The following is a 17,697-nucleotide window of genomic DNA, read 5'->3' as shown; positions in this document are numbered from 1 at the left end:
AAGCTCGCGGACATGAGCGCACCAGAGATGATGGACGTTGTCGGCGTCGGCTTCGGTCCCGCCAACCTCGCGCTGGCCATCGCCATCGAGGAACACAACGCCGTCTGTGCCGAGAGTGAGCGTGTCCGCGCCCTGTTCGTCGAACGACAGGACAGCTTCGGGTGGCATCCCGGCATGCTTCTCGACGGCGCGACGATGCAGATCGCTTTCCCGAAGGACCTGGTGACGTTCCGCAATCCGCGCAGCGGCTTCACGTTCTTCAACTACCTGTTCGAGCGGGGGCGCCTGGTCGACTTCGTCAACCACCAGACGTTCTTCCCGACGCGTCACGAGTTCCACGACTACCTCAGCTGGGCGGCCGACCGCGTCGACGCCGACGTGCGTTTCGGCACCTCCGTCACCGACATCGCCGCCGACGGAGACGTCCTCACCGTGCGATGCGACGACGGCACCGTGGTCCGGACGCGCAACGTCGCGGTCGGGGCCGGCCTGACCCAGCGCGTTCCCGAGTGGGCGCAGCTGTCGGCTCGCTGCTTCCACAACCACGACTTCCTGCCCCGGATGGCCGAGCTACCCCAGCCCACCCACGGCCGCTTCGCGGTTCTCGGTGCGGGCCAGTCCGCCGCGGAGGTCGTCCAGTACCTCCACGCGCACTACCCGCACGCCGAGGTGCACAGCGTCTTCTCGCGGTACGGCTACAGCCCCGCCGACGACAGCCCCTACGCCAACCGCATCTTCGATCCCTCTGCCGTGGACGAGCTGCACCGGGCGCCCGCGCACGAGCGTGAGCGGCTCATCGCGCTGCACCGCAGCACCAACTACTCCGTCGTCGACCTCGAGCTGATCGAGGAGCTCTACCGCACCGAGTACGCCGAGCGCGTCAGCGGCCACCGGCGTCTGTTCATGCGCCGCGCCTCGACCATCGAGGCGGTGGCCGAGTCGGCCGACGGCATCGAGGTGACAGTGCGCGACGCCATCGACGGCATCGCCGACACGCTCGTGTGCGACGCCCTGGTCCTCGCGACCGGCTTCCGGCCTGCCCCGCTGCGGTCACTGCTCGGCGACCTCGCTCCGGCGGACGACGCTCCTCGCGTCGTCACGCGGGATTACCGGCTGCTGTCCGGGGAAGACACGTCGGACGGACCTGCCGTCTACCTGCAGGGAGGGACGGAGACGACACACGGAATCACGTCGTCACTGCTCTCGAATGTGGCCGTCAGGTCAGGAGAAATTCTCGACTCGATCGTTGCGAGGCGTGCCGGAGCCGCGGTCCTTGCTAGGGTCGACAGCGGTTCGACGGACGACGCGGCGAGCCGCGCCGAGACGGACAATGCCCGCCGGGATCGCCCGGCACCGACTTTTGCAGTGAGCGAGGCAAGATGAGCACCAACCCGTTCGACGATGAAGACGGACGCTTCTACGTGTTGGTCAACGACGAGGATCAGCACTCGTTGTGGCCCACATTCGCCGAGGTGCCCCAGGGTTGGCGCGTCGTGTTCGGCGAGGAGAGCCGCGCAGCGTGCCTGGAGTACGTCGAGAAGAACTGGACCGACATGCGTCCCCGCAGCCTCCGCGAGGCCATGGAAGAGGACGCGGCGGGTCGCCACCGCGTCGAGAACCCTTCCTGATCTCTACTTCCACTCCCGTTCGGTTCGCCGTCGGTTCTTGATCGGAAGCTTCGACCGCACCGAGTCCGCGCGGCCCATTCTCATGATGGGTCGACGCAGGGACTCGGTGCGTTCGACTATCCGGGGCCTGCGCAGCGTCCGCGCGCCCCATTCGCCCAGCGTGACGCCTCCTGCGAGCGCACCACCGGTACCGACGGCGGCCAGCAGAGCACTCAGTCCCAGCAATGTCTGGTCGTTGAGCAGCGCGAACAGTCCTCGATAGACCGACAGGCCGGGAAGCAGCGGCGTGATGCCGGCGACGGCGACGATCAGCGGCGGAATCAACGCCCGGCGTGCCATCAGACCACCCGCGAACCCGACCACCGTCGCGGCGACCGCGGACGAGAGCACCGGCCCGAAGCCCACCTGCTGCGCGACGAGGAACACCAGGGCTCCGGCGAATCCGCCGATGAACGCCGCCGTGAGGCCCCTACGCTCGGCGTAGCAGGCCAGCGCGTAGAACAGGGCAGCGAACGCGCCGGCCAGCACCTTCGTCGGCACCTGCGCGATATCGGGAAGGGCGACGTTGCTCAGGATGGGCAGTTCGGCGCCCAGCATCGCGGCCAGTCGCAACGTCGTCGCGACGCCCGCGATGATGCCGCCCGTCATCATCAACAACTCGAAGAATCGGGCGGCGGCGGTGATGGGTGCACCCGTGATGGCGTCCTGCACCGAGCCCACCAGCGACAACCCCGACAGCAGCACCGTCACGCCGGCCGCGATGATCTGCGACGGCGATATCGAGATACCCAGTTGATCCTGGAAGCTGTACAGCGTGATCGCCGGCGCCGAGGCGATGAACCCACCCACCACCTGCTGGAAGAAGAACGGCAGACCGGCACGGTTCAGCACGCGCCCGACACGGTCGATCACCATCGTCGTCAAGAAGCTCACCGCCGCGACGAGCACACCGCCGCCGAGGAGCACCGAGATCGCGGCAGCCATTCCCGACCATGCCAGCGTGGCGATCCACCGGTTGTACGGGTGGGGTGCGGTGATGACCTCTTTGAGCTCGGCCAGAGCGGCGGCCGGCGTCGGCACCTCCATGCGGATCTTGCGGGCCAGGGCGTCGACGTCGGCAAGGCGGGTGAAGTCCATCGAGCGGTAGTGGACGATGCGCATCGTGCTCGCCGGCGGCAGCGTCGGCCCCCGGTAGGCGCTGATGACGATCGAGTTGTACGTGACGTCCACGTCGCAGCGCGACAGGCCGTACGTCGAGGCGATGAACTGCACCTGGGCCGCGGTGTCGATAGCACCCGTACCGGCCGCCAGCGTCACCTCACCGACGCGAACGGCGAGGTCGAGCACCTCGGCGACACTGGCGTCGTCCATGAGGTCGATGGGCTGGAGCGGACTGGGTGCGCCCGCCGGGGTGTCGACGATGGCGCGTCGTTCGCCCGTCATGCGTCGTAACGTCGATGTGAAGCCCTGCAGGAAGCTCATACCTCTCTCGGTCCGCTGTCGTGTCCGGTGGTTCGAGGACGAAGGTACCGGGTGACCCCGGGTGCCCTGCACGAGGTGGCATCTGCGGAAACAGTCGTGAAGACCGTGGAAACCACAGTTTATGGGCCATTATCCGGCATTGATGATGTCGACTGGGCATTGCGTGCATACCATTCGAGGCGACGGAGTGGGGACCCCCGTCACCGTTGTCCGTCACGATGCAAGGCTGGTTCGAGTGCGTGTTCTCCGCGAGTGGTGGTCGTCCGAGATCGACTACGCGTGGGTCGCCAATTATCACCGGACCCACGCCTACCTGCGGACGGCGCCCTACCTCATTGCCGCGGCGTGCTTTCTCGTCGCGGGGAAGACCACTGCGGACCTGGTGACCTCGCTGTCCTCCGGCGAAGCGGACGGACCGCGGTGGGTGTTCATCGTCGGCACGATCGTGTCGGTGGTGCTCGGCGTGGCGTGGGCACGCGGCCACTTCTTCACAGAAGAGTGGTCGCTGCGCTTCGTCGTCATCGCCGATCTCAGCATCGCCTCTGTGCTTCTCGCGCTCTCGCCCTCGCAGATCGTCGTGATGTCGGCCGCCCTGCTGGTCACCGTCGGCAACTACGCCAACGCCTTCCACGGCGTACGAGTGTTCCTGGCTCACGAGCTGCTGGCTCTCGGTGTCGCGCTGTGCCTGTTCACCCGCCTGGTGGTCGACACCACCGTGACGCTGTCCGCCGCGGTGTCCACGCTCATCACCGTCCTCGTGATCCTGTTCGCGGCGTCCTCCCTCAACCACTTCTTCTTCACGGCACTGCGTGACGACGCGGCCCGTGCCTTCTACGACCAGTTGACCGGCCTGCGAAACCGCCGGGGGATGCTCGTGGACGTCGAATCCATGGTCCGGACCGCGCGGCTCATCCCGGCCGACGACGTGACCGTCGTGTCCGCGATCTGCCTCGACCTCGATGCGTTCAAGTCGGTCAACGACCGCTTCGGCCACACCATCGGAGACGACGTTCTCCGCCGCGCGGCCGCACGCATCGGGCGGGTGTCGTTCGACGCCGTGTCCGCCCGCATCGGCGGCGAGGAATTCCTGGTGGTCGTCGTCGGCGACGAATCGAGGGGGCCGGCGGTCGCCCATGCCCTCCTGCACGCCATTCATCGAGACGACGACGCGACCCCCATCTCGGCTTCGATCGGGGTGGCATCCATACCGTTGTCGACGGCGCGCGGCGACACCGCCGTGATGCTCAACAGCCTGCTCGACCGCGCCGACACCGCCATGTACGAGGCCAAGCGGCAAGGCGGGAACAGGGTCAGCGTCGCCGGCTCCGGAACCGACGGGGTGGGCGGGCGTCGGCAGGAAGGCCTCTCGTTATGATGGTGGCGCCCGGTACGCCGGGCATGCCTCCTTAGCTCAGTGGTAGAGCACTCGCCTTGTAAGCGAGCGGTCTTCGGTTCAATCCCGAAAGGAGGCTCTCGATATGCCTCTGACCAGCACGAATGCTCCGAAATAGCCTGATCTGACCTCTCGTTTCACGACTTCCCCCGGGTACGTCCGTGCAGGTCCGCCACGGTCCAGGGCCGTCCGGCCACCTGCGAAAACTACCGAAATCCGGCTCGATGTCACGACTTGTCACAACTCATCCGTAACTCGTTCGGTGGACGCGGGTACCCTAACCGACCCGATCTGGAATCGAAGTCGATGAGAAGACGGGTACAACAGGCATCACACGACCTGTCGTGGTTATCTGACAGGTGTGTTCAGGCAGCGGAGTCGTCGAACGCTCAGCAGTGGTCGTCGAGGCGAGCCACCGAGAGCTGGCGTCTACGGCTCACGGTGCGTTTCCCCATGGCCAGCAGTGCGTGTGGCGTGGTCAGCAGTGAGTGCGGCGGTATGACAGATGATGACGTGTGGTCCGGAAAGCATGCCCGAGCGCACGATGCCCCGGTCCGGTCACTCAATGCGTCGGTGTTGCGATGGAGGATCGACACTGCACGGTCCATTCCACTGTTCGATCCCGACGACGGCGGTGACGCGGCTCGCTGTCTGGTGCTGTTGGAGTCTCCGGGGCCGAAGACGATGCGTCCGGGCGGGACCAACATGTGTTCGTTCGACAATCCAGATCGAACGAACCCCGTGCTGAAATCGGTGTTCGCCGACGCGGGTATCGACCGGGTGCAGTGCGTCAAGTGGAATATTGTGCCGTGGGCAGTGCTCGACGACGCCGGTCATCCGGTATCGCCGACGGCATCCGTTCTCGGTGAGGCGGGCCCATATGTCGGCGAGCTCATGGCCTTGCTGCCGAAACTGGAGGTGGTTTTCGTTCTCGGTGCGAAGGCTCTCGATGGCTACATGCGCGTCATCACTGCATCTGCTCCCACCCGCCTCCTCCCGGTGATTGCGGCACCGCACCCCTCGGCTCGCAACGCACACGCACCGGCGGCTGCTCGCCAGCGGTTGATCAACGCAGCACTGTCGGTCGCAACGCACCTGGAGAAGGCACCTGAACCCCGCACTGTGCTGAGGTAGGGCGGATCGTGCTGCTGCCTCCGACCGGTCAGTCCTGGTGGGGCTGGCGTTCGCCGGTGTTGGTGTCGATGTCGATCACCTCGTCCGGGCTGTCGGGGTGGTACTGGACAATGTGTTGTTCGGCGACACCCCGGCGTGCACCGTCTCGATAGGAGAACCAACATCCCGCGAACAGCACCACTGTCGCGATCGCTGCGACGACGGTCCAGCCCTCCCGCCGGCGAGGGCAGTGAGAAGGGCCCCGCAGCAGCTGTTCCCGCCATCAGCAACAGCCAGGCCAGATAATTTTCGGTGACTCGTGCCCAGATGCGTCCGCGGCGGCCCCGTCTCGGGGTATCGGAAGTCGGTGTGTCTGCATTCGGTGTGTTCATCGATCGACGCCGTTCGTTCGGTATCAGCGTTCCGAGTGGGTACTACCCGCGGTCGGTTCAGCTGGGTTGAAAAATTTTTCCTTGGACGCTGCCGCGGAGAGTGTGGGCGGCGACTGTGCCCCAGGCTGCGAGCAAGGCCGCATACAGTCCGATTGCAAGGGCCTCGACCGCGGCCGACCCCAGAGTGCCGCCGAGGGCAGTGGCACCGGTGACGCACGTGCCGATGGGGAAGGTGAACGACCACCAGGTCAGTGAGAATGTCAGTCCCTTCTGGGCGGCATGGATGGTGAGGGCGGTTGCGAGGATGAACATCAAGACGCCGAAGCCGCCCATGATCAGTCCGTACAGAATGCCGAACACGTGCAGGCCGGTTGCGACGGAGGCGGTCTCGCCGGTGAACACCAAGGGTGCATCGTTGCCGAGCAGGTTCGCGGCGGTGATCGATTGACCGATCATGCCGAGGGTGATCCACACCGTCGGTGCTGCCTGGACCGGCGGGATTCCGCCGTGGACGAGCCGTCCGTAGATGAGCGTCATGGTCAGCATTCCGATGATCAGTGACAGCCCGAACATCGCGTAGCAACCGGACAGCATGGCCAGGCGCCATTGCCCGTCCGCGATATGAGGGAGCAGCAGCGCACCGGTGGAGGCGGACACCATCGGCGGTACGACGGGCATCAACCACGCCGGGAGTGCGACGGCGGTCTGGTGATCGTGGGCGGTGATCATCAGGTAGGGCACGAGAATGCTGGTGATCAGCCCGAGGGCTGTGCCAGCGGTCCACAGGACGGCAAAGATCACGGTTGCGGGCACCGCTCCGATGACGTCTTTGCCCAGCAGCATCGTCCCGGCACCGACGGTCAGCAGCGCCATGGGGGGTGCGCCGTAGAACTGCACCATCACCGGATGCGCGGCGTGCTCACGCGCATACTGCCGGTGTCGGATCCAGTGCACTGCGAAGGCACCGGAGAGTGTGATCAAGGCGACCGACGCTGCGATCCACACGATCGTTGCGAACACGTGCAGTCCGGGGATGTGGGCGGGCAGGGTGGCGGCGGCGTTGGCGACGATACCGGTGCCCATGACCGAGGCGAACCAGTTGGGGGTGATGTGTTCGAAGATCTGGCTCGGGTGGTCGAGGTCGGAGAGCACCGGCCACTTGCGCGGCCGCTCGGTATCGTCGCCGCGCCGAGACGTGATGGAGGAGCGGTGCAGAGCTGTCGTGGTCATGACTTCCAGCGTCCTCGCACACAGTCGTCACCGGTAGACACCGATTACCTGGCCGGTCCCAACCTCAGGTTATGACTGCGGGGATCTGAGGGCGACGACGAGCAGGTCGCTCGACGGTCCTCGCAGTTCACGGCCCGCGGGCCACACGGCACGCAGGAACCGGCGCAGGTCGAGCCCCTCTGTGTGAACGCGGGCCAGTGTTCCGGCGGCGATCTCGGCGGATACCGCGAGGGAGCTGAGTACGGCCGGTGCGAGGCCGCCGATGACGGCAGCTTTGATGGCAGTGGTGGAGGACACCTCGAGCAGTGGCGCGGCGAGTGGGCCTGCAGTCCGGAGCGCACGTTCGAGCGCGAGACGTGTGCCGGACCCGGGTTCGCGGGTGACCAGCGGTGTCGCGGCCAGTTCGCTCGCCGTGATCGTTCGTCGAACCCATTGATGATCGGGGGCGACGACGACGACGAGTTCGTCGCGGGCAACGTCCTTCGAGTGGAGTCCGCTGGGCAGATCGGGGCTTTCGACGAATCCGATGTCGGCGCGGCCGTCGAGCACCGATGCGGCTACGTCGACAGAGTTTCCGGAGGTGAGAGTCGGTGTGATGGAAGTGTCGTGGGAGCGCAGTGTGATGAGCCATCGCGGTATGAGGTATTCGGCGATGGTGAGGCTCGCGGCGATACGAATGTGGCTGTGGCGGTCGGTGCGCAGCATTGCGATGCTCGTGGCGAGCTCGGCGGCTTCGGCGATGACGCGCTCGGCCCAGCCGGCGACCAGTTCGCCGGTTGCGGTGAGGGTGGCACCTCGCTGCCCGCGATGCAGGAGTGCTGCCCCGACGCGGCTTTCGAGTGCTTTCAGGCGTGCGCTCGCCGCTGGCTGCGACATGCCATGCGCAGCCCCTGCGCGTCCGATGCTTCCCAGCTCGGCGACGGACAGCAATAATTCGTAGCTGATCAGGTCGGTCACATGGGTCGGCAGGGGCACGGTGCCAGCGTAGAGACTGCGATCGTAGTGGGCACGGGGCCACGGGCGCGTTTGACGGGAAAGTCCCCATTCGAGCTCAGTGCTCGCGGGAAGTGGAACGGGGTCGCGGCACTGGATCCCGTGGTTCGTTCACCCTCACTGACGCCACCTGCACTTATCCAATTCTCGTCACCCGGGATTGCCTTGGTTCGTGCGAGTTGTTTCGAACTTCACCGGTGCTCTCGCAGCGTGAGCTGGGACAAGGCAGGGGATGAGTCGGACGTAGGCGACCATTCCGATCAGCTCCACCAGTGTCTGCGACACCACGACCACGGCAGCAAGAGACAGTGCTGGTGGCAGCGCGAGCGCCAGCGGCAGTACGACCAACGAAATCGGGTGGCGCCGGAGAAGGTCGAGGCCCGAGCATCCGGGACGTCCTGGCGGGTCACTCTGGCCGTCGCCCATCCGACAACCGCCATGATGACCAGGAACGCTACGAAGATCGGCACCGCGAAGATCGGCACCGCGGCAATCAGCTGGGAGCCTTCGGAGCGGACTGCGTCGATCTGCGACGCCACGACGACGGCAAGAGTGGCCATCATGACCGGCACCATCGCCGCGGCCATGACATCCATGATCTGTGTGCCGAGTCGGCGGCGCGTCAGGATCTGCCTTCGGCCTCGGTGATACCCGTAGGGGGTATTGCTTGGTACGGTGGCAACGTGCGTGACGGTGCTCGGCGACGATCGTCGGCCTCGTCTGCGCTCTCGGTGCTTCGGACGGTTCTGATCGCGCTCGGCGTGGTGCTGATGCACACGACCCTGCCCGTCCCCACCGCCGCGGCCCATGACGCGATGCCCGCACCAGGGCAGCCGAACAGCGTGGTCGCCCATCACTCTGCTGACACACACACCGTCGACGCCGAGACGGCGGCGGCGCACGTGCCGTGCCCGAGCGGTCACGACATGGTGCATCCGTGCATCGGGACGGTCACGTCTTTCCCTGCGATGTCGGTGCCGACCGTGACCGCCGAGTCCATGCCGACACTGGACACCGCGTCCGACCGTGTTGTCGCGATCGTGGCTCGGGCAGGTCGTGCGCCCCCGTGGGCGGTGTACTCACTGGACAAGTCGGTATTTCTTCGGGTGTGACGGGGAGTCCGGGGCCACGGTGCTCCGGCGGATCGCAGGCAGATCCACCTCGTCTCTCGTTCGTCACACCTCAGGAGTACTTCCATGCGCATCAACAGAAGAACAACCACCGTCCTCGCCGCCGCGGCGGTCGGCATCGCCCTCCTCGCAGGGTGTAGCGACGACGGATCGGGCACGTCGATGGAGGGCCACTCGATGGGCTCGTCCACCTCGATGGAGTCCTCGTCGGCGCAGTCCGCGGATCCCGCAGCGAACTTCACCGACGCCGATGTCATGTTCGCGTCGATGATGTATCCCCATCACGCGCAGGCCGTCGAGATGGCCACCATGGTCGACGGGCGCACGACGAACCCGGAGATCGTCGCCCTGGCAGGGGAGATCGCCGCCGCCCAGAAACCCGAGATGGAGCAGTTGACGTCGTGGTTGGTGCAGTGGGGTCAGCCGGCGCCGTCGTCGGACGCGAGCTCGATGGAGGGTATGGACCACGGATCGGGCAGCGGGATGATGACTCCACAGGACATGGACTCGCTGATGGCCGCGTCGGGTGCTGACTTCGACCGCCAGTGGCTGACGATGATGATCGCCCACCACCAGGGCGCGGTCGCGATGGCAGAGAAGGAGATCGCCGACGGCTCCAACACGGACGCGGTCGCGATGGCCCGCACCATCGTCGAGACGCAGAACGCCGAGATCTCCCGCATGCAGCAGCTCTTGGGCTGACCGAGAACCCGGCCGGTACCGCAGTTTCGGGTCCTGCTCGACGAACGACGTAGCCCCGCACCGATGTCGGTGCGGGGCTGCGTCGTATCGGAGGGCCGCAGGTCAGTCCCGCGGGGTACCAGTGCCGGGCCGGAGGTCGAGTCGACGGAGCAGTTGGGCGTTGGCGGCGACGATGATCGTCGACAGGGACATCAGAATCGCTCCCACGGACATCGGGAGTACGAACCCGATGGGTGCGAGCACACCGGCCGCCAAGGGCACGGAGAGCAGGTTGTATCCGGCGGCCCACCACAGGTTCTGCTTCATCTTCCGGTACGCAGCGCGGGAGAGATCGACCACCGACAGCACCGAGCGGGGGTCGTCACTGGCGAGGATCACCCCCGCGGACGCGATCGCCACATCCGTGCCTGCACCGATGGCGATGCCGACGTCGGCGCGGGCGAGGGCGGGGGCGTCGTTGACACCGTCACCGACCATCGCGACCTTCCTGCCCTCGTCCTGCAGGTCCGCCACCCGCTGCGCTTTGTCCTCCGGGCGCACCCCGGCGAAGTAGCGGTCGATACCGAGCTCACCGGCGACCGAGGCGGCGACCGCGTCGGCGTCGCCGGTGATCATGACCACCTGCACCCGCTGGGCGTGCAGATCGGCCACCGCGGCGCGGGACTCGGGGCGGATCTCGTCGGCCAGTTTCAGCGCTCCGATCACGGCGCCGTCGGCGACGACATGCAGGATGATCGCCCCGTCCCGCCGCCACCGATCGGCCACACCGAGCTCGGCCCGGCGCTCCTGCTCGAGCATCGCCGGACCACCCACCCGTACGGCGGCGCCGTCGACGACCGCGGACACCCCGACCGCAGGTGAGGACCGGAAGTCCTGCGCAGACGGGATATCGAGCCGACGGCCCTCAGCAGCGGCGACGATCGCGCGTGCCAACGGGTGCTCGGAATCCGCTTCCGCAGCTGCCGCCAGCGCCAGAACCTCCTCGACGGTGCGCCCGTCCACGGCCTCGACGTCGGTGACGGCGGGTTCGCCGCGGGTGAGAGTGCCGGTCTTGTCGAACAGCACGGTGTCGACGGTGCGCATCGACTCCAGCGCGAGGCGGTCCTTGATCAGGACGCCGCCGCGTGCGGCACGTTCGGTCGCGATGGACACCACCAACGGAATCGCCAGGCCCAGCGCGTGGGGGCAGGCGATGACCAGGACGGTGATCGTGCGGACGACCGCGTCGTCGGGGGAGCCGAGGAGGGTCCAGGCGGCCGCGGTGAGAACGGCGGCGCCGAGGGCGAACCAGAACAGCCACGCCGCGGCGATGTCCGCGATCCGCTGCGCCCGCGACGTCGAGTTCTGCGCGTCGCTGACCAGGCGCCGGATGCCGGCGAGGGTGGTGTCCTCGCCGATGGCGGACACCCTCACGCGGATCCCGGAGTCGGTGGCGACAGTGCCGGCGACGACGGTGTCCCCGTCGCTGCGGCGCACGGTGCGGGACTCGCCGGTGATCATCGACTCATCCATGCTCGCGGCCCCTGAGACGACGACACCGTCGGCCGGGACCCGGCCGCCGGGGCGCACGACCACCACGTCATCGACCTGCAGTTGCGCCGGATCCACGACGGTCACCTCACCATCGGCGTCGACCCGCTCCGCGGTGTCGGGGAGCAGCGCGGCCAGCGAGTCCAGGGCCGACGTCGTCTGCGCGAGTGAGCGCATTTCGATCCAGTGCCCCAGCAGCATGATCACGATCAGCAGTGCCAGCTCCCACCAGAAGTCGAGCTGATGATCGAGTAGACCGACACTCGCACCGAGAGACGAGACGAACGCGACGGTGATCGCCAACGCGATCAGCAGCATCATTCCCGGTGTGCGGCCGCGTATCTCGCTGACGGCACCGGTGAGGAACGGGGAGCCACCCCACACGAACATGACTGTGCCCAGCACGGGGGACACCCACCCGATCCAGGAGCTGTGCGGAAGTGAATACCCGAGGATCATCGCGAACATGTCCGACGCTGCGATCACCGGAACCGCCAAGACGACCATCACCCAGAACAACCTGCGGAACTGGCCTGCATGATCGCCGTGGCCTCCGTGGCCGCCGGCCATGTCGTGATGGTCGTGATCGTGCGAACTGTCCGTCCGGACGGTGGCCGGTGATGACTCGATCATGTCAATTCCTCAATTTCAAAGGTGTTGCTGTGCGATGCCCTGTACCGGTCGGAGATTCGGACGTGCCGTAGTCAATCGCATCGCTGCGGTCGGCTACCCGCTGTGTCCTGCTCCGCGTCGATACCCCCAGGGGGTATGTAGTCAAGACCATACGCCGCTCGGTCGGCTGTGGGAAGGTGTGCCGTCTCACTCGGTCTCGGTTCCTGCACGCATCGGATCGTGCAGCTGACGCGATTCCGCACCCTTCTGCGGCAGTATCGATGAACACCGGGATCACGATGGTGCCGACGGTTTTGCTCTCGGCCAACCGGATTGCCCGCCCGACCGCCTGAACGATGTCGACCTCCGAGCCTCGTGGGTCGATGAAGGCGACACCGTCGAGGGTGGGGACGTCGACGCCCTCGGCGAGCCATCTGGCGTTGGCCAGCACGCCGCGTTCGTCGTCGTCGAGTTGGCGGAGACGCTGAAGCTTCACGTGGCGTTCAACGGACGACATATCACCGGAGGCGAACCCGGTCACAATGTTCCGGACGGTCGTTCTTCTGCAGGCATCCAGTCGAGAACGTCGGGCATCTCGGCGGCGAATCTCTGTGCTCGCAGCACCCGCGAATGGAAGCGATGACCCGGCGGAGGTCATATTTGCGCATGGCTTCGGCCAGCCCGATCCGGCTGTGGTGTAACCGGTCCGTGGTAGCGATGAGAAGGCGATAGTCGAACCACTTCCTCGACGACTCGGAGAGGACCTTGTCGACGTCGCGCTTCGTGACGGCGTGATCGGGGCTGTACGCCTTAACCTGCACCGCCCAGGCCTTCCCGACACTGTCCTCGACCACGAGGTCGATGCCGGCGTCGCTGCCCCACCTGTGATCCCAGTCATCCCACAGCCAAACCTCCCGAACCGTGTGTCGGTAGTACGGGTCGTTCTCGAGGTACCACTTGCAGATGCGCTCGAACTGCCTGCCTCGGATGTGATTGTTTTCGGAGCAGGTGTCGTAAAGGGCAGCGAATGTGCCCATTCCGAGAACTTCAGCTGGCCGTACCGACTGGTTTGTCGCCCTCGCGTAACTACTCGAATGACTCCTCGGGACCGTTAGGGCGCAGATCCTGCGCCACACCACCCAGGAGTTGCGCGGATCAAACTAGTTGAGTGAGCTGGCGCGAGTGCTTCCGACGAGCGTCCTCTGCGGCTCCGGCAGACCTCCGGTCGAGCTTGGCGGGTTGTCCTCGGAGGTGAGGTCGTTCCCACGCATTGCACTCGGCCGGTGTGGGCCTTCGTTCAGCCGCGTTTGCTAGTGACGCGATCGTGAAGCCGAGTCGCGACTCATTGACGCGTGGCCGCAACTGTCATGCGGCTGGACCCGCGTCTGCTGCTTTGTCGATCAACGAGATACGATGTCCACCAGGGTAATACGGACTAGTCGAGTTCGACGTAGGGGATTCTCGGTGTCACGAGAGTGTCACAAGTCGGGACGGACGGAGGTGGACCGGGGCGGACGGTTATGGACAAAGGAGTAGTTCACGACGGGTTTCGTGAGTCCAGGTGAATCCACCTGATCGTGTCGTCGAATTCTTGTAAGCGAGCGGTCTTCGGTTCAATCCCGAAAGGAGGCTCTTGATATGCCTCTGACCAGCACGAATGCTCCTAAATAGCCTGATCTGACCTCTCGTTTCACGACTTCAGCGATTCGTCCGTGCAGGTCCGCCACGGTCCAGGGGCGTCCGGTCACCTGCGAAAACTGCCGAAATTTCGCTCGGTGTCACGAGTTGTCACAACTCATTCAGAACTCGTTCGGTGGACTCGGGTGGACGTCAGGGGCCGGGGGTGAACGTCTGTGCAGAAGTGTCCACGACGGTCGGTGGACCTCTGGGGATTCCTCCGGACGAAGCCCACTCGCTCGCGCCGTGTTGACGAGCGACGTGGACGTGCGCGGACTCGGGTGGACAGACCGCAGCTCGCTCACCGACACGCCTGGTTTGGCAGGCTCGATCACACAGCAGTGCGTTTCGCGTCAAGCCGTACGTGTACACCGTCGAGCATCGTTCTCCCCGGTCCGCCGGGCGTGAACAACTTGTGACAGCGCTATGGAGCAGCACCGATCTCGACGAGGCGCTGCGCTGGCGGGGGCTGCCGCCAGTCCTTCGCAGTCGCGCCCTCGTGGTTAGCAGTGTCCCGACGGGCACTTCCCGCGTTCGAGACACCCGCACCGGCGGGGAACTTCTAGTCGATGACGTCGACGGACGGTACCGCCGGGATTCGGATGACAGCACTGCCGCAGGACCCTCGAGTCCGGCCACCGATGGGCCGGAACACGCAGCCCATCGGGGCTACCGAGAACGCAGGCGTGCCCACCGCCACGGCGACTGCGATGGGAACGTGCGCACGCTTCGCGACCAAGTCGCGTCACCTGACGTCCACTACGAACTGCCGGGCATGTCCGCTGACGCATCGGCGCTGAGGGTGCGCCCACGCGGGAAGAAGCTGTGTCCGTCAGGTGCGTGGATGTGCCGGTCCGCCTACACCCGTCGCTCCCCGCATTTCGTTACTCGCTGCACGGACAATGTCACGGCGAGCGACCCCACCGACCTGTCCCCACGTGTTGTCGTCCCCCGTGCCGGATCCGACTGCGGGGTTGACGCCCGACGATGACGGGCACGATGCACTTCCGTAGGTGCGGTGGGCCACGACAGTGTGCCCGGAGCCGCCGTCGCTTGAACCGGCCGCGACGCCGAGATGTTCGGAGCGGTGGGACGAATCGTCGGCGATTCGGTTCTTCTCAGGGACGTCCAGTCGCGAGTCGCGAGTCCTTCACATTCTCATCGGGTGAAGTGAACAGCGGAATAACGACAGCATCGGCATCGGCATCGGTGATGATTCGACCGCCACCGTGAGACCGACCGGGACCTTCGGCTCCACCCGAAACTCAAAATTCAATCCGCCTCTTCGCCGATCCACTTGGCGAGCAGGTGGTGGATGTGCCGGATCTTCACTTCCTGGTAACGAGCCAGCGGCAATGTCTTCGACTGCGCGGACTTGAGTCCCTTGTGCACCTTCGGCATGTTGAAGGCATCCTGATCGAACACGCGCGCCGAGCTACCGAGAACCGTTGCTTCCAACCAGGACTGCTCCGGCTCGAGCCACTGGGTCTTGGCCGGCTTCGGACGTTCGCCCTTGAACGGTGCGAGCAAGTAGACGTCCATGATCGACGTCTCGTGGTTGTCGCCGTTGGGGCGGAACCGGTAGACGATGCGCTGGTACGCGCCCCACGGGTGGAAGTTCGGGAACACGGTGTAGTACACGCTGTCGAGCGACTCGGCATCGGACATGTTGTCAGCCTTGACATCTCCGATAATGTCGCGCAGTCCTTCGCGGGCGAGCATGCCCGACATCTCCCGAGCGGAGACGCCGTCGGGCAGCGTCACCATCGGGTCCTCGTCGATGCGAGCGTCGACCATGGAGTCGAACATCTCCTGCTCGGAGGGCACGAAATTGATATGCGGACTGGGCACGCCGTTGGCGGTGATGCCGCGGTTGAAGTTGCCCCAACTGTCGTACTGGCTGTTGGAGTCACCGGTGCCGACGACGCGTTGCGGATGCGTGGTGATGACGTGGAACGCCTCGGAGAACGCTTCCTGCGCGATCTTCCAGTTCGCCTGGATCACCTGTGCGACGTGGGCCTGGATGTAGCGGTCCTCCAACGGCCATGCCTCGAAGTGCTTTCCGAGGTCGCCGAGAAAGCTGTCCAGCGATTCGGACGTCGGATCCATGTTGATGAAGACGAAGCCGCCCCAGGTGTCCACCTTGACCTGCGGAAGGTCCATCTTGCCCTGGTCCACCTGCGGGAAATCCCACGCGCAGGTCATCGACTTCAGCGATCCGTCGAAGTTCCAGGCGAAGCCGTGGAACGGGCAGCGCAGCTCGTTGCCGGCTGGCCCGTCCTCTTCGCGGAGTGTGCGTCCGCGGTGCAGGCAGGAGTTGTAGAAGGCCCGGATGCCCATGTCCTTGCCGCGCACCAGGAGGATGGACTTCTCGCAGATCTCGTAGACCAGGGTGTCGCCCGGCTCGGGGATCTCTTCCTCGCGGCACGCCATCTGCCACACCTTGTACCAAACTCGGTCCCGCTCGAGTTCGTGGTACTTGCGGCTGATGTAGCGCGAGACCGGGACGAAGTTCTGGTCCTCGTACATCTCGTGCGACTCGATGCGCAGAATGTCGGGCACGGGGTGGGTGTCGGTGTCCAGGAGTCGTTGGTAGCCAACGCCGTTCTCGATGAACCCGGCGTCCGCGGCGGGGCGTTCCTCGATGTTGGTCACAGCTTGCCTCCCTGTTCGAGCGTGATGGCGCGGGCATCTTCAGCCAACTTGTCGGACTGCATCTTCTCGAGCAGTTTCGCGGCGCCCATGAAGCGACGGTTCTGCGTGATCGGCACGGGTTCTCGCGGACCGAGACCGACCCAGCGGGCCATCTCGGGGTCGACGGCTTTCACGTCGCCGTGTAGGTAGCGGCCCTCGGGATCGAACGTTCCGGTCTTGCCGTGGCGGTCGGTGACCAGAACGTTGAAGTCGTCATCGAATTCGTAGATAGCGTGGCTCATCGGATGCTTGATCTGTCGCATCGCAATCTCCTTGGAACGGGGCAACGCCCTTACTTGGTGCCGTATGCACTAACTGTAGCAGCGAACAGTGACAGCGAGCACACTTTTCTTTACGTTGACTCCAAAAACTAGGGTCAAGTGCGTGCAGCCCACCGGAGCGCTCCCGCCACCAGTCGGCGGTACATGGGATCGGACAGGGTGGGCGCTTTGTCGCCGGGCTGCAGGTACGCGAGCCGGCTGCGTCCGTTGGTCTTGGTCCACCCGACCAGCTGGGATCCGGGCCGGTGGGTCCAACCCGCACGCTCGTCGCGACGACCGGCCATGGCCAATGCTGTCGACCAGTGCACGGCGTCGGTCATCTCCGCGTCGGTGCGCAGCAGGGGAGTGACGTCGTCCTCGAAGATTTCGCACAGATAGGTCTCGTCGACGATGTCGAACGACGCCGGGATGCCGTCGACGATCGGGTGGGTGGGGTCGGCCACGGTGATCGTCTGCGGAACCGCGTGTCGGTAGCCGGAGTCCGGGCAGTGGACGCCGCGGACGACGCCTGGCCGGTAGAGGTATCGGCCACCCACGAACTCGGCCCACTCGCCCCAGCCGGCCCACGAGGCGATCGCGTGATGCAGCACCACGTACCCGTGTCCGCTGTTCGGTGCGGCCGCGACCGCAGCGCGAACAGCCTCCGGTGGGTCGGTCGGGGTGGGCAGGGTGCCGGGCATGTCGTAGTGCAACGAGACGTCGTACTGCCCCAGGTCGTCCGGGCCGAGATCCGCGTCCGGTTGTTCGTGCCAGGTCACGTCACCGGGCAGCGAGTCGAGGAAGTCGGCGAAGGCATCGCGATCGAACGAATGCCCACCGGTGAATGCCGCAATACGCATG

General features: G+C 65.7%; 17 protein-coding genes and 1 tRNA gene. 7 read left to right on the top strand and 11 right to left on the bottom strand.

The annotated features are described in order from the left end of the window. The first annotated feature begins 12 nt into the window (after window positions 1–12). Together ASG64_RS06640 and ASG64_RS06635 are read left to right on the top strand one after the other, a co-directional pair. Entirely contained in the window at window positions 13–1,383 is a 1,371-nt protein-coding gene (locus ASG64_RS06640; RefSeq protein WP_056071292.1) for a lysine N(6)-hydroxylase/L-ornithine N(5)-oxygenase family protein, read from the top strand. Further along, window positions 1,380–1,628 carry an MbtH family protein gene (locus ASG64_RS06635; RefSeq protein WP_027506921.1) on the top strand — a complete coding sequence of 83 codons (249 nt, stop codon included), beginning with the start codon at window positions 1,380–1,382 and terminating at the stop codon, window positions 1,626–1,628. The genes ASG64_RS06640 and ASG64_RS06635 overlap by 4 nt, the downstream gene beginning before the upstream one ends. Before the next feature lie 3 nt (window positions 1,629–1,631). On the opposite strand, the gene ASG64_RS06630 is transcribed toward ASG64_RS06635, so the two are convergent. Then, window positions 1,632–3,101 (bottom strand): threonine/serine ThrE exporter family protein, encoded by a 1,470-nt coding sequence (locus ASG64_RS06630; RefSeq protein ID WP_442970492.1) that lies wholly within the window; start codon window positions 3,099–3,101, stop codon window positions 1,632–1,634. 244 nt (window positions 3,102–3,345) lie between these two features. On the opposite strand from ASG64_RS06630, the gene ASG64_RS06625 reads away from it, so the two are divergent. The 3 genes from ASG64_RS06625 (at window position 3,346) to ASG64_RS06615 (ending at window position 5,637) form a co-directional block, all read left to right on the top strand. After that, on the top strand, window positions 3,346–4,485 hold the full coding sequence (locus ASG64_RS06625) for a GGDEF domain-containing protein (protein WP_056071289.1): 1,140 nt from the start codon (window positions 3,346–3,348) through the stop codon (window positions 4,483–4,485). A 25-nt stretch (window positions 4,486–4,510) separates the two neighbouring features. Beyond that, window positions 4,511–4,582 (top strand) — tRNA-Thr (locus ASG64_RS06620). A 419-nt stretch (window positions 4,583–5,001) separates the two neighbouring features. Continuing rightward, window positions 5,002–5,637 carry a uracil-DNA glycosylase gene (locus ASG64_RS06615; protein ID WP_162245516.1) on the top strand — a complete coding sequence of 212 codons (636 nt, stop codon included), beginning with the start codon at window positions 5,002–5,004 and terminating at the stop codon, window positions 5,635–5,637. A 28-nt stretch (window positions 5,638–5,665) separates the two neighbouring features. Here the strand turns inward: ASG64_RS06615 and ASG64_RS21490 are convergent, their stop codons facing one another. From ASG64_RS21490 to ASG64_RS21140, 4 genes are all read right to left on the bottom strand, one after another. Beyond that, complete coding sequence (locus tag ASG64_RS21490; RefSeq protein WP_156148856.1) at window positions 5,666–5,818, bottom strand: hypothetical protein; 153 nt, start codon at window positions 5,816–5,818, stop codon at window positions 5,666–5,668. 247 nt (window positions 5,819–6,065) lie between these two features. Next, a complete protein-coding gene (locus ASG64_RS06610) occupies window positions 6,066–7,238 on the bottom strand; it encodes a TDT family transporter (protein ID WP_082043007.1) in 1,173 nt (390 codons plus the stop codon). A 69-nt stretch (window positions 7,239–7,307) separates the two neighbouring features. After that, on the bottom strand, window positions 7,308–8,213 hold the full coding sequence (locus ASG64_RS06605) for a LysR family transcriptional regulator (RefSeq protein WP_229746301.1): 906 nt from the start codon (window positions 8,211–8,213) through the stop codon (window positions 7,308–7,310). A gap of 278 nt (window positions 8,214–8,491) precedes the next feature. Then, entirely contained in the window at window positions 8,492–8,818 is a 327-nt protein-coding gene (locus ASG64_RS21140) for a hypothetical protein (protein WP_371829995.1), read from the bottom strand. A gap of 96 nt (window positions 8,819–8,914) precedes the next feature. On the opposite strand from ASG64_RS21140, the gene ASG64_RS21770 reads away from it, so the two are divergent. Beyond that, window positions 8,915–9,343: a hypothetical protein gene (locus tag ASG64_RS21770; RefSeq protein WP_162245349.1), complete on the top strand. Its 429-nt coding sequence runs from the start codon at window positions 8,915–8,917 to the stop codon at window positions 9,341–9,343. 84 nt (window positions 9,344–9,427) lie between these two features. Then, window positions 9,428–10,063, top strand: a complete 636-nt coding sequence (locus ASG64_RS06590) for a DUF305 domain-containing protein (RefSeq protein ID WP_042574315.1) — start codon at window positions 9,428–9,430, stop codon at window positions 10,061–10,063. A gap of 102 nt (window positions 10,064–10,165) precedes the next feature. Here the strand turns inward: ASG64_RS06590 and ASG64_RS06585 are convergent, their stop codons facing one another. The 6 genes from ASG64_RS06585 to ASG64_RS06560 all read right to left on the bottom strand — a co-directional run bounded on the left by ASG64_RS06585 (window position 10,166) and on the right by ASG64_RS06560 (window position 17,696). Beyond that, the gene (locus tag ASG64_RS06585; protein ID WP_082518146.1) at window positions 10,166–12,226 is read right to left on the bottom strand and encodes a heavy metal translocating P-type ATPase; all 2,061 of its coding nucleotides are present in this window, start codon (window positions 12,224–12,226) and stop codon (window positions 10,166–10,168) included. A 1-nt stretch (window position 12,227) separates the two neighbouring features. After that, on the bottom strand, window positions 12,228–12,746 hold the full coding sequence (locus ASG64_RS22030; protein WP_042574317.1) for a helicase-related protein: 519 nt from the start codon (window positions 12,744–12,746) through the stop codon (window positions 12,228–12,230). Next, window positions 12,724–13,242, bottom strand: coding sequence for a restriction endonuclease (locus tag ASG64_RS22025; RefSeq protein ID WP_042574318.1), 519 nt, complete (start codon window positions 13,240–13,242; stop codon window positions 12,724–12,726). The genes ASG64_RS22030 and ASG64_RS22025 overlap by 23 nt, the downstream gene beginning before the upstream one ends. Before the next feature lie 1,912 nt (window positions 13,243–15,154). Further along, entirely contained in the window at window positions 15,155–16,537 is a 1,383-nt protein-coding gene (locus ASG64_RS06570) for an aromatic ring-hydroxylating oxygenase subunit alpha (protein WP_056071275.1), read from the bottom strand. After that, window positions 16,534–16,839: a hypothetical protein gene (locus tag ASG64_RS06565; protein WP_056071271.1), complete on the bottom strand. Its 306-nt coding sequence runs from the start codon at window positions 16,837–16,839 to the stop codon at window positions 16,534–16,536. The genes ASG64_RS06570 and ASG64_RS06565 overlap by 4 nt, the downstream gene beginning before the upstream one ends. A 113-nt stretch (window positions 16,840–16,952) precedes the next feature. Beyond that, window positions 16,953–17,696: a ThuA domain-containing protein gene (locus ASG64_RS06560; RefSeq protein WP_056072829.1), complete on the bottom strand. Its 744-nt coding sequence runs from the start codon at window positions 17,694–17,696 to the stop codon at window positions 16,953–16,955. Window position 17,697: the final 1 nt, after the last annotated feature.

The organism is Rhodococcus sp. Leaf247, assembly GCF_001426185.1.
Taxonomy (GTDB): Bacteria; Actinomycetota; Actinomycetes; order Mycobacteriales; family Mycobacteriaceae; genus Rhodococcoides.
The sequence above is the reverse complement of the archived record's forward strand: the minus strand, read 5'-3'. Positions and strand labels throughout refer to the sequence as shown.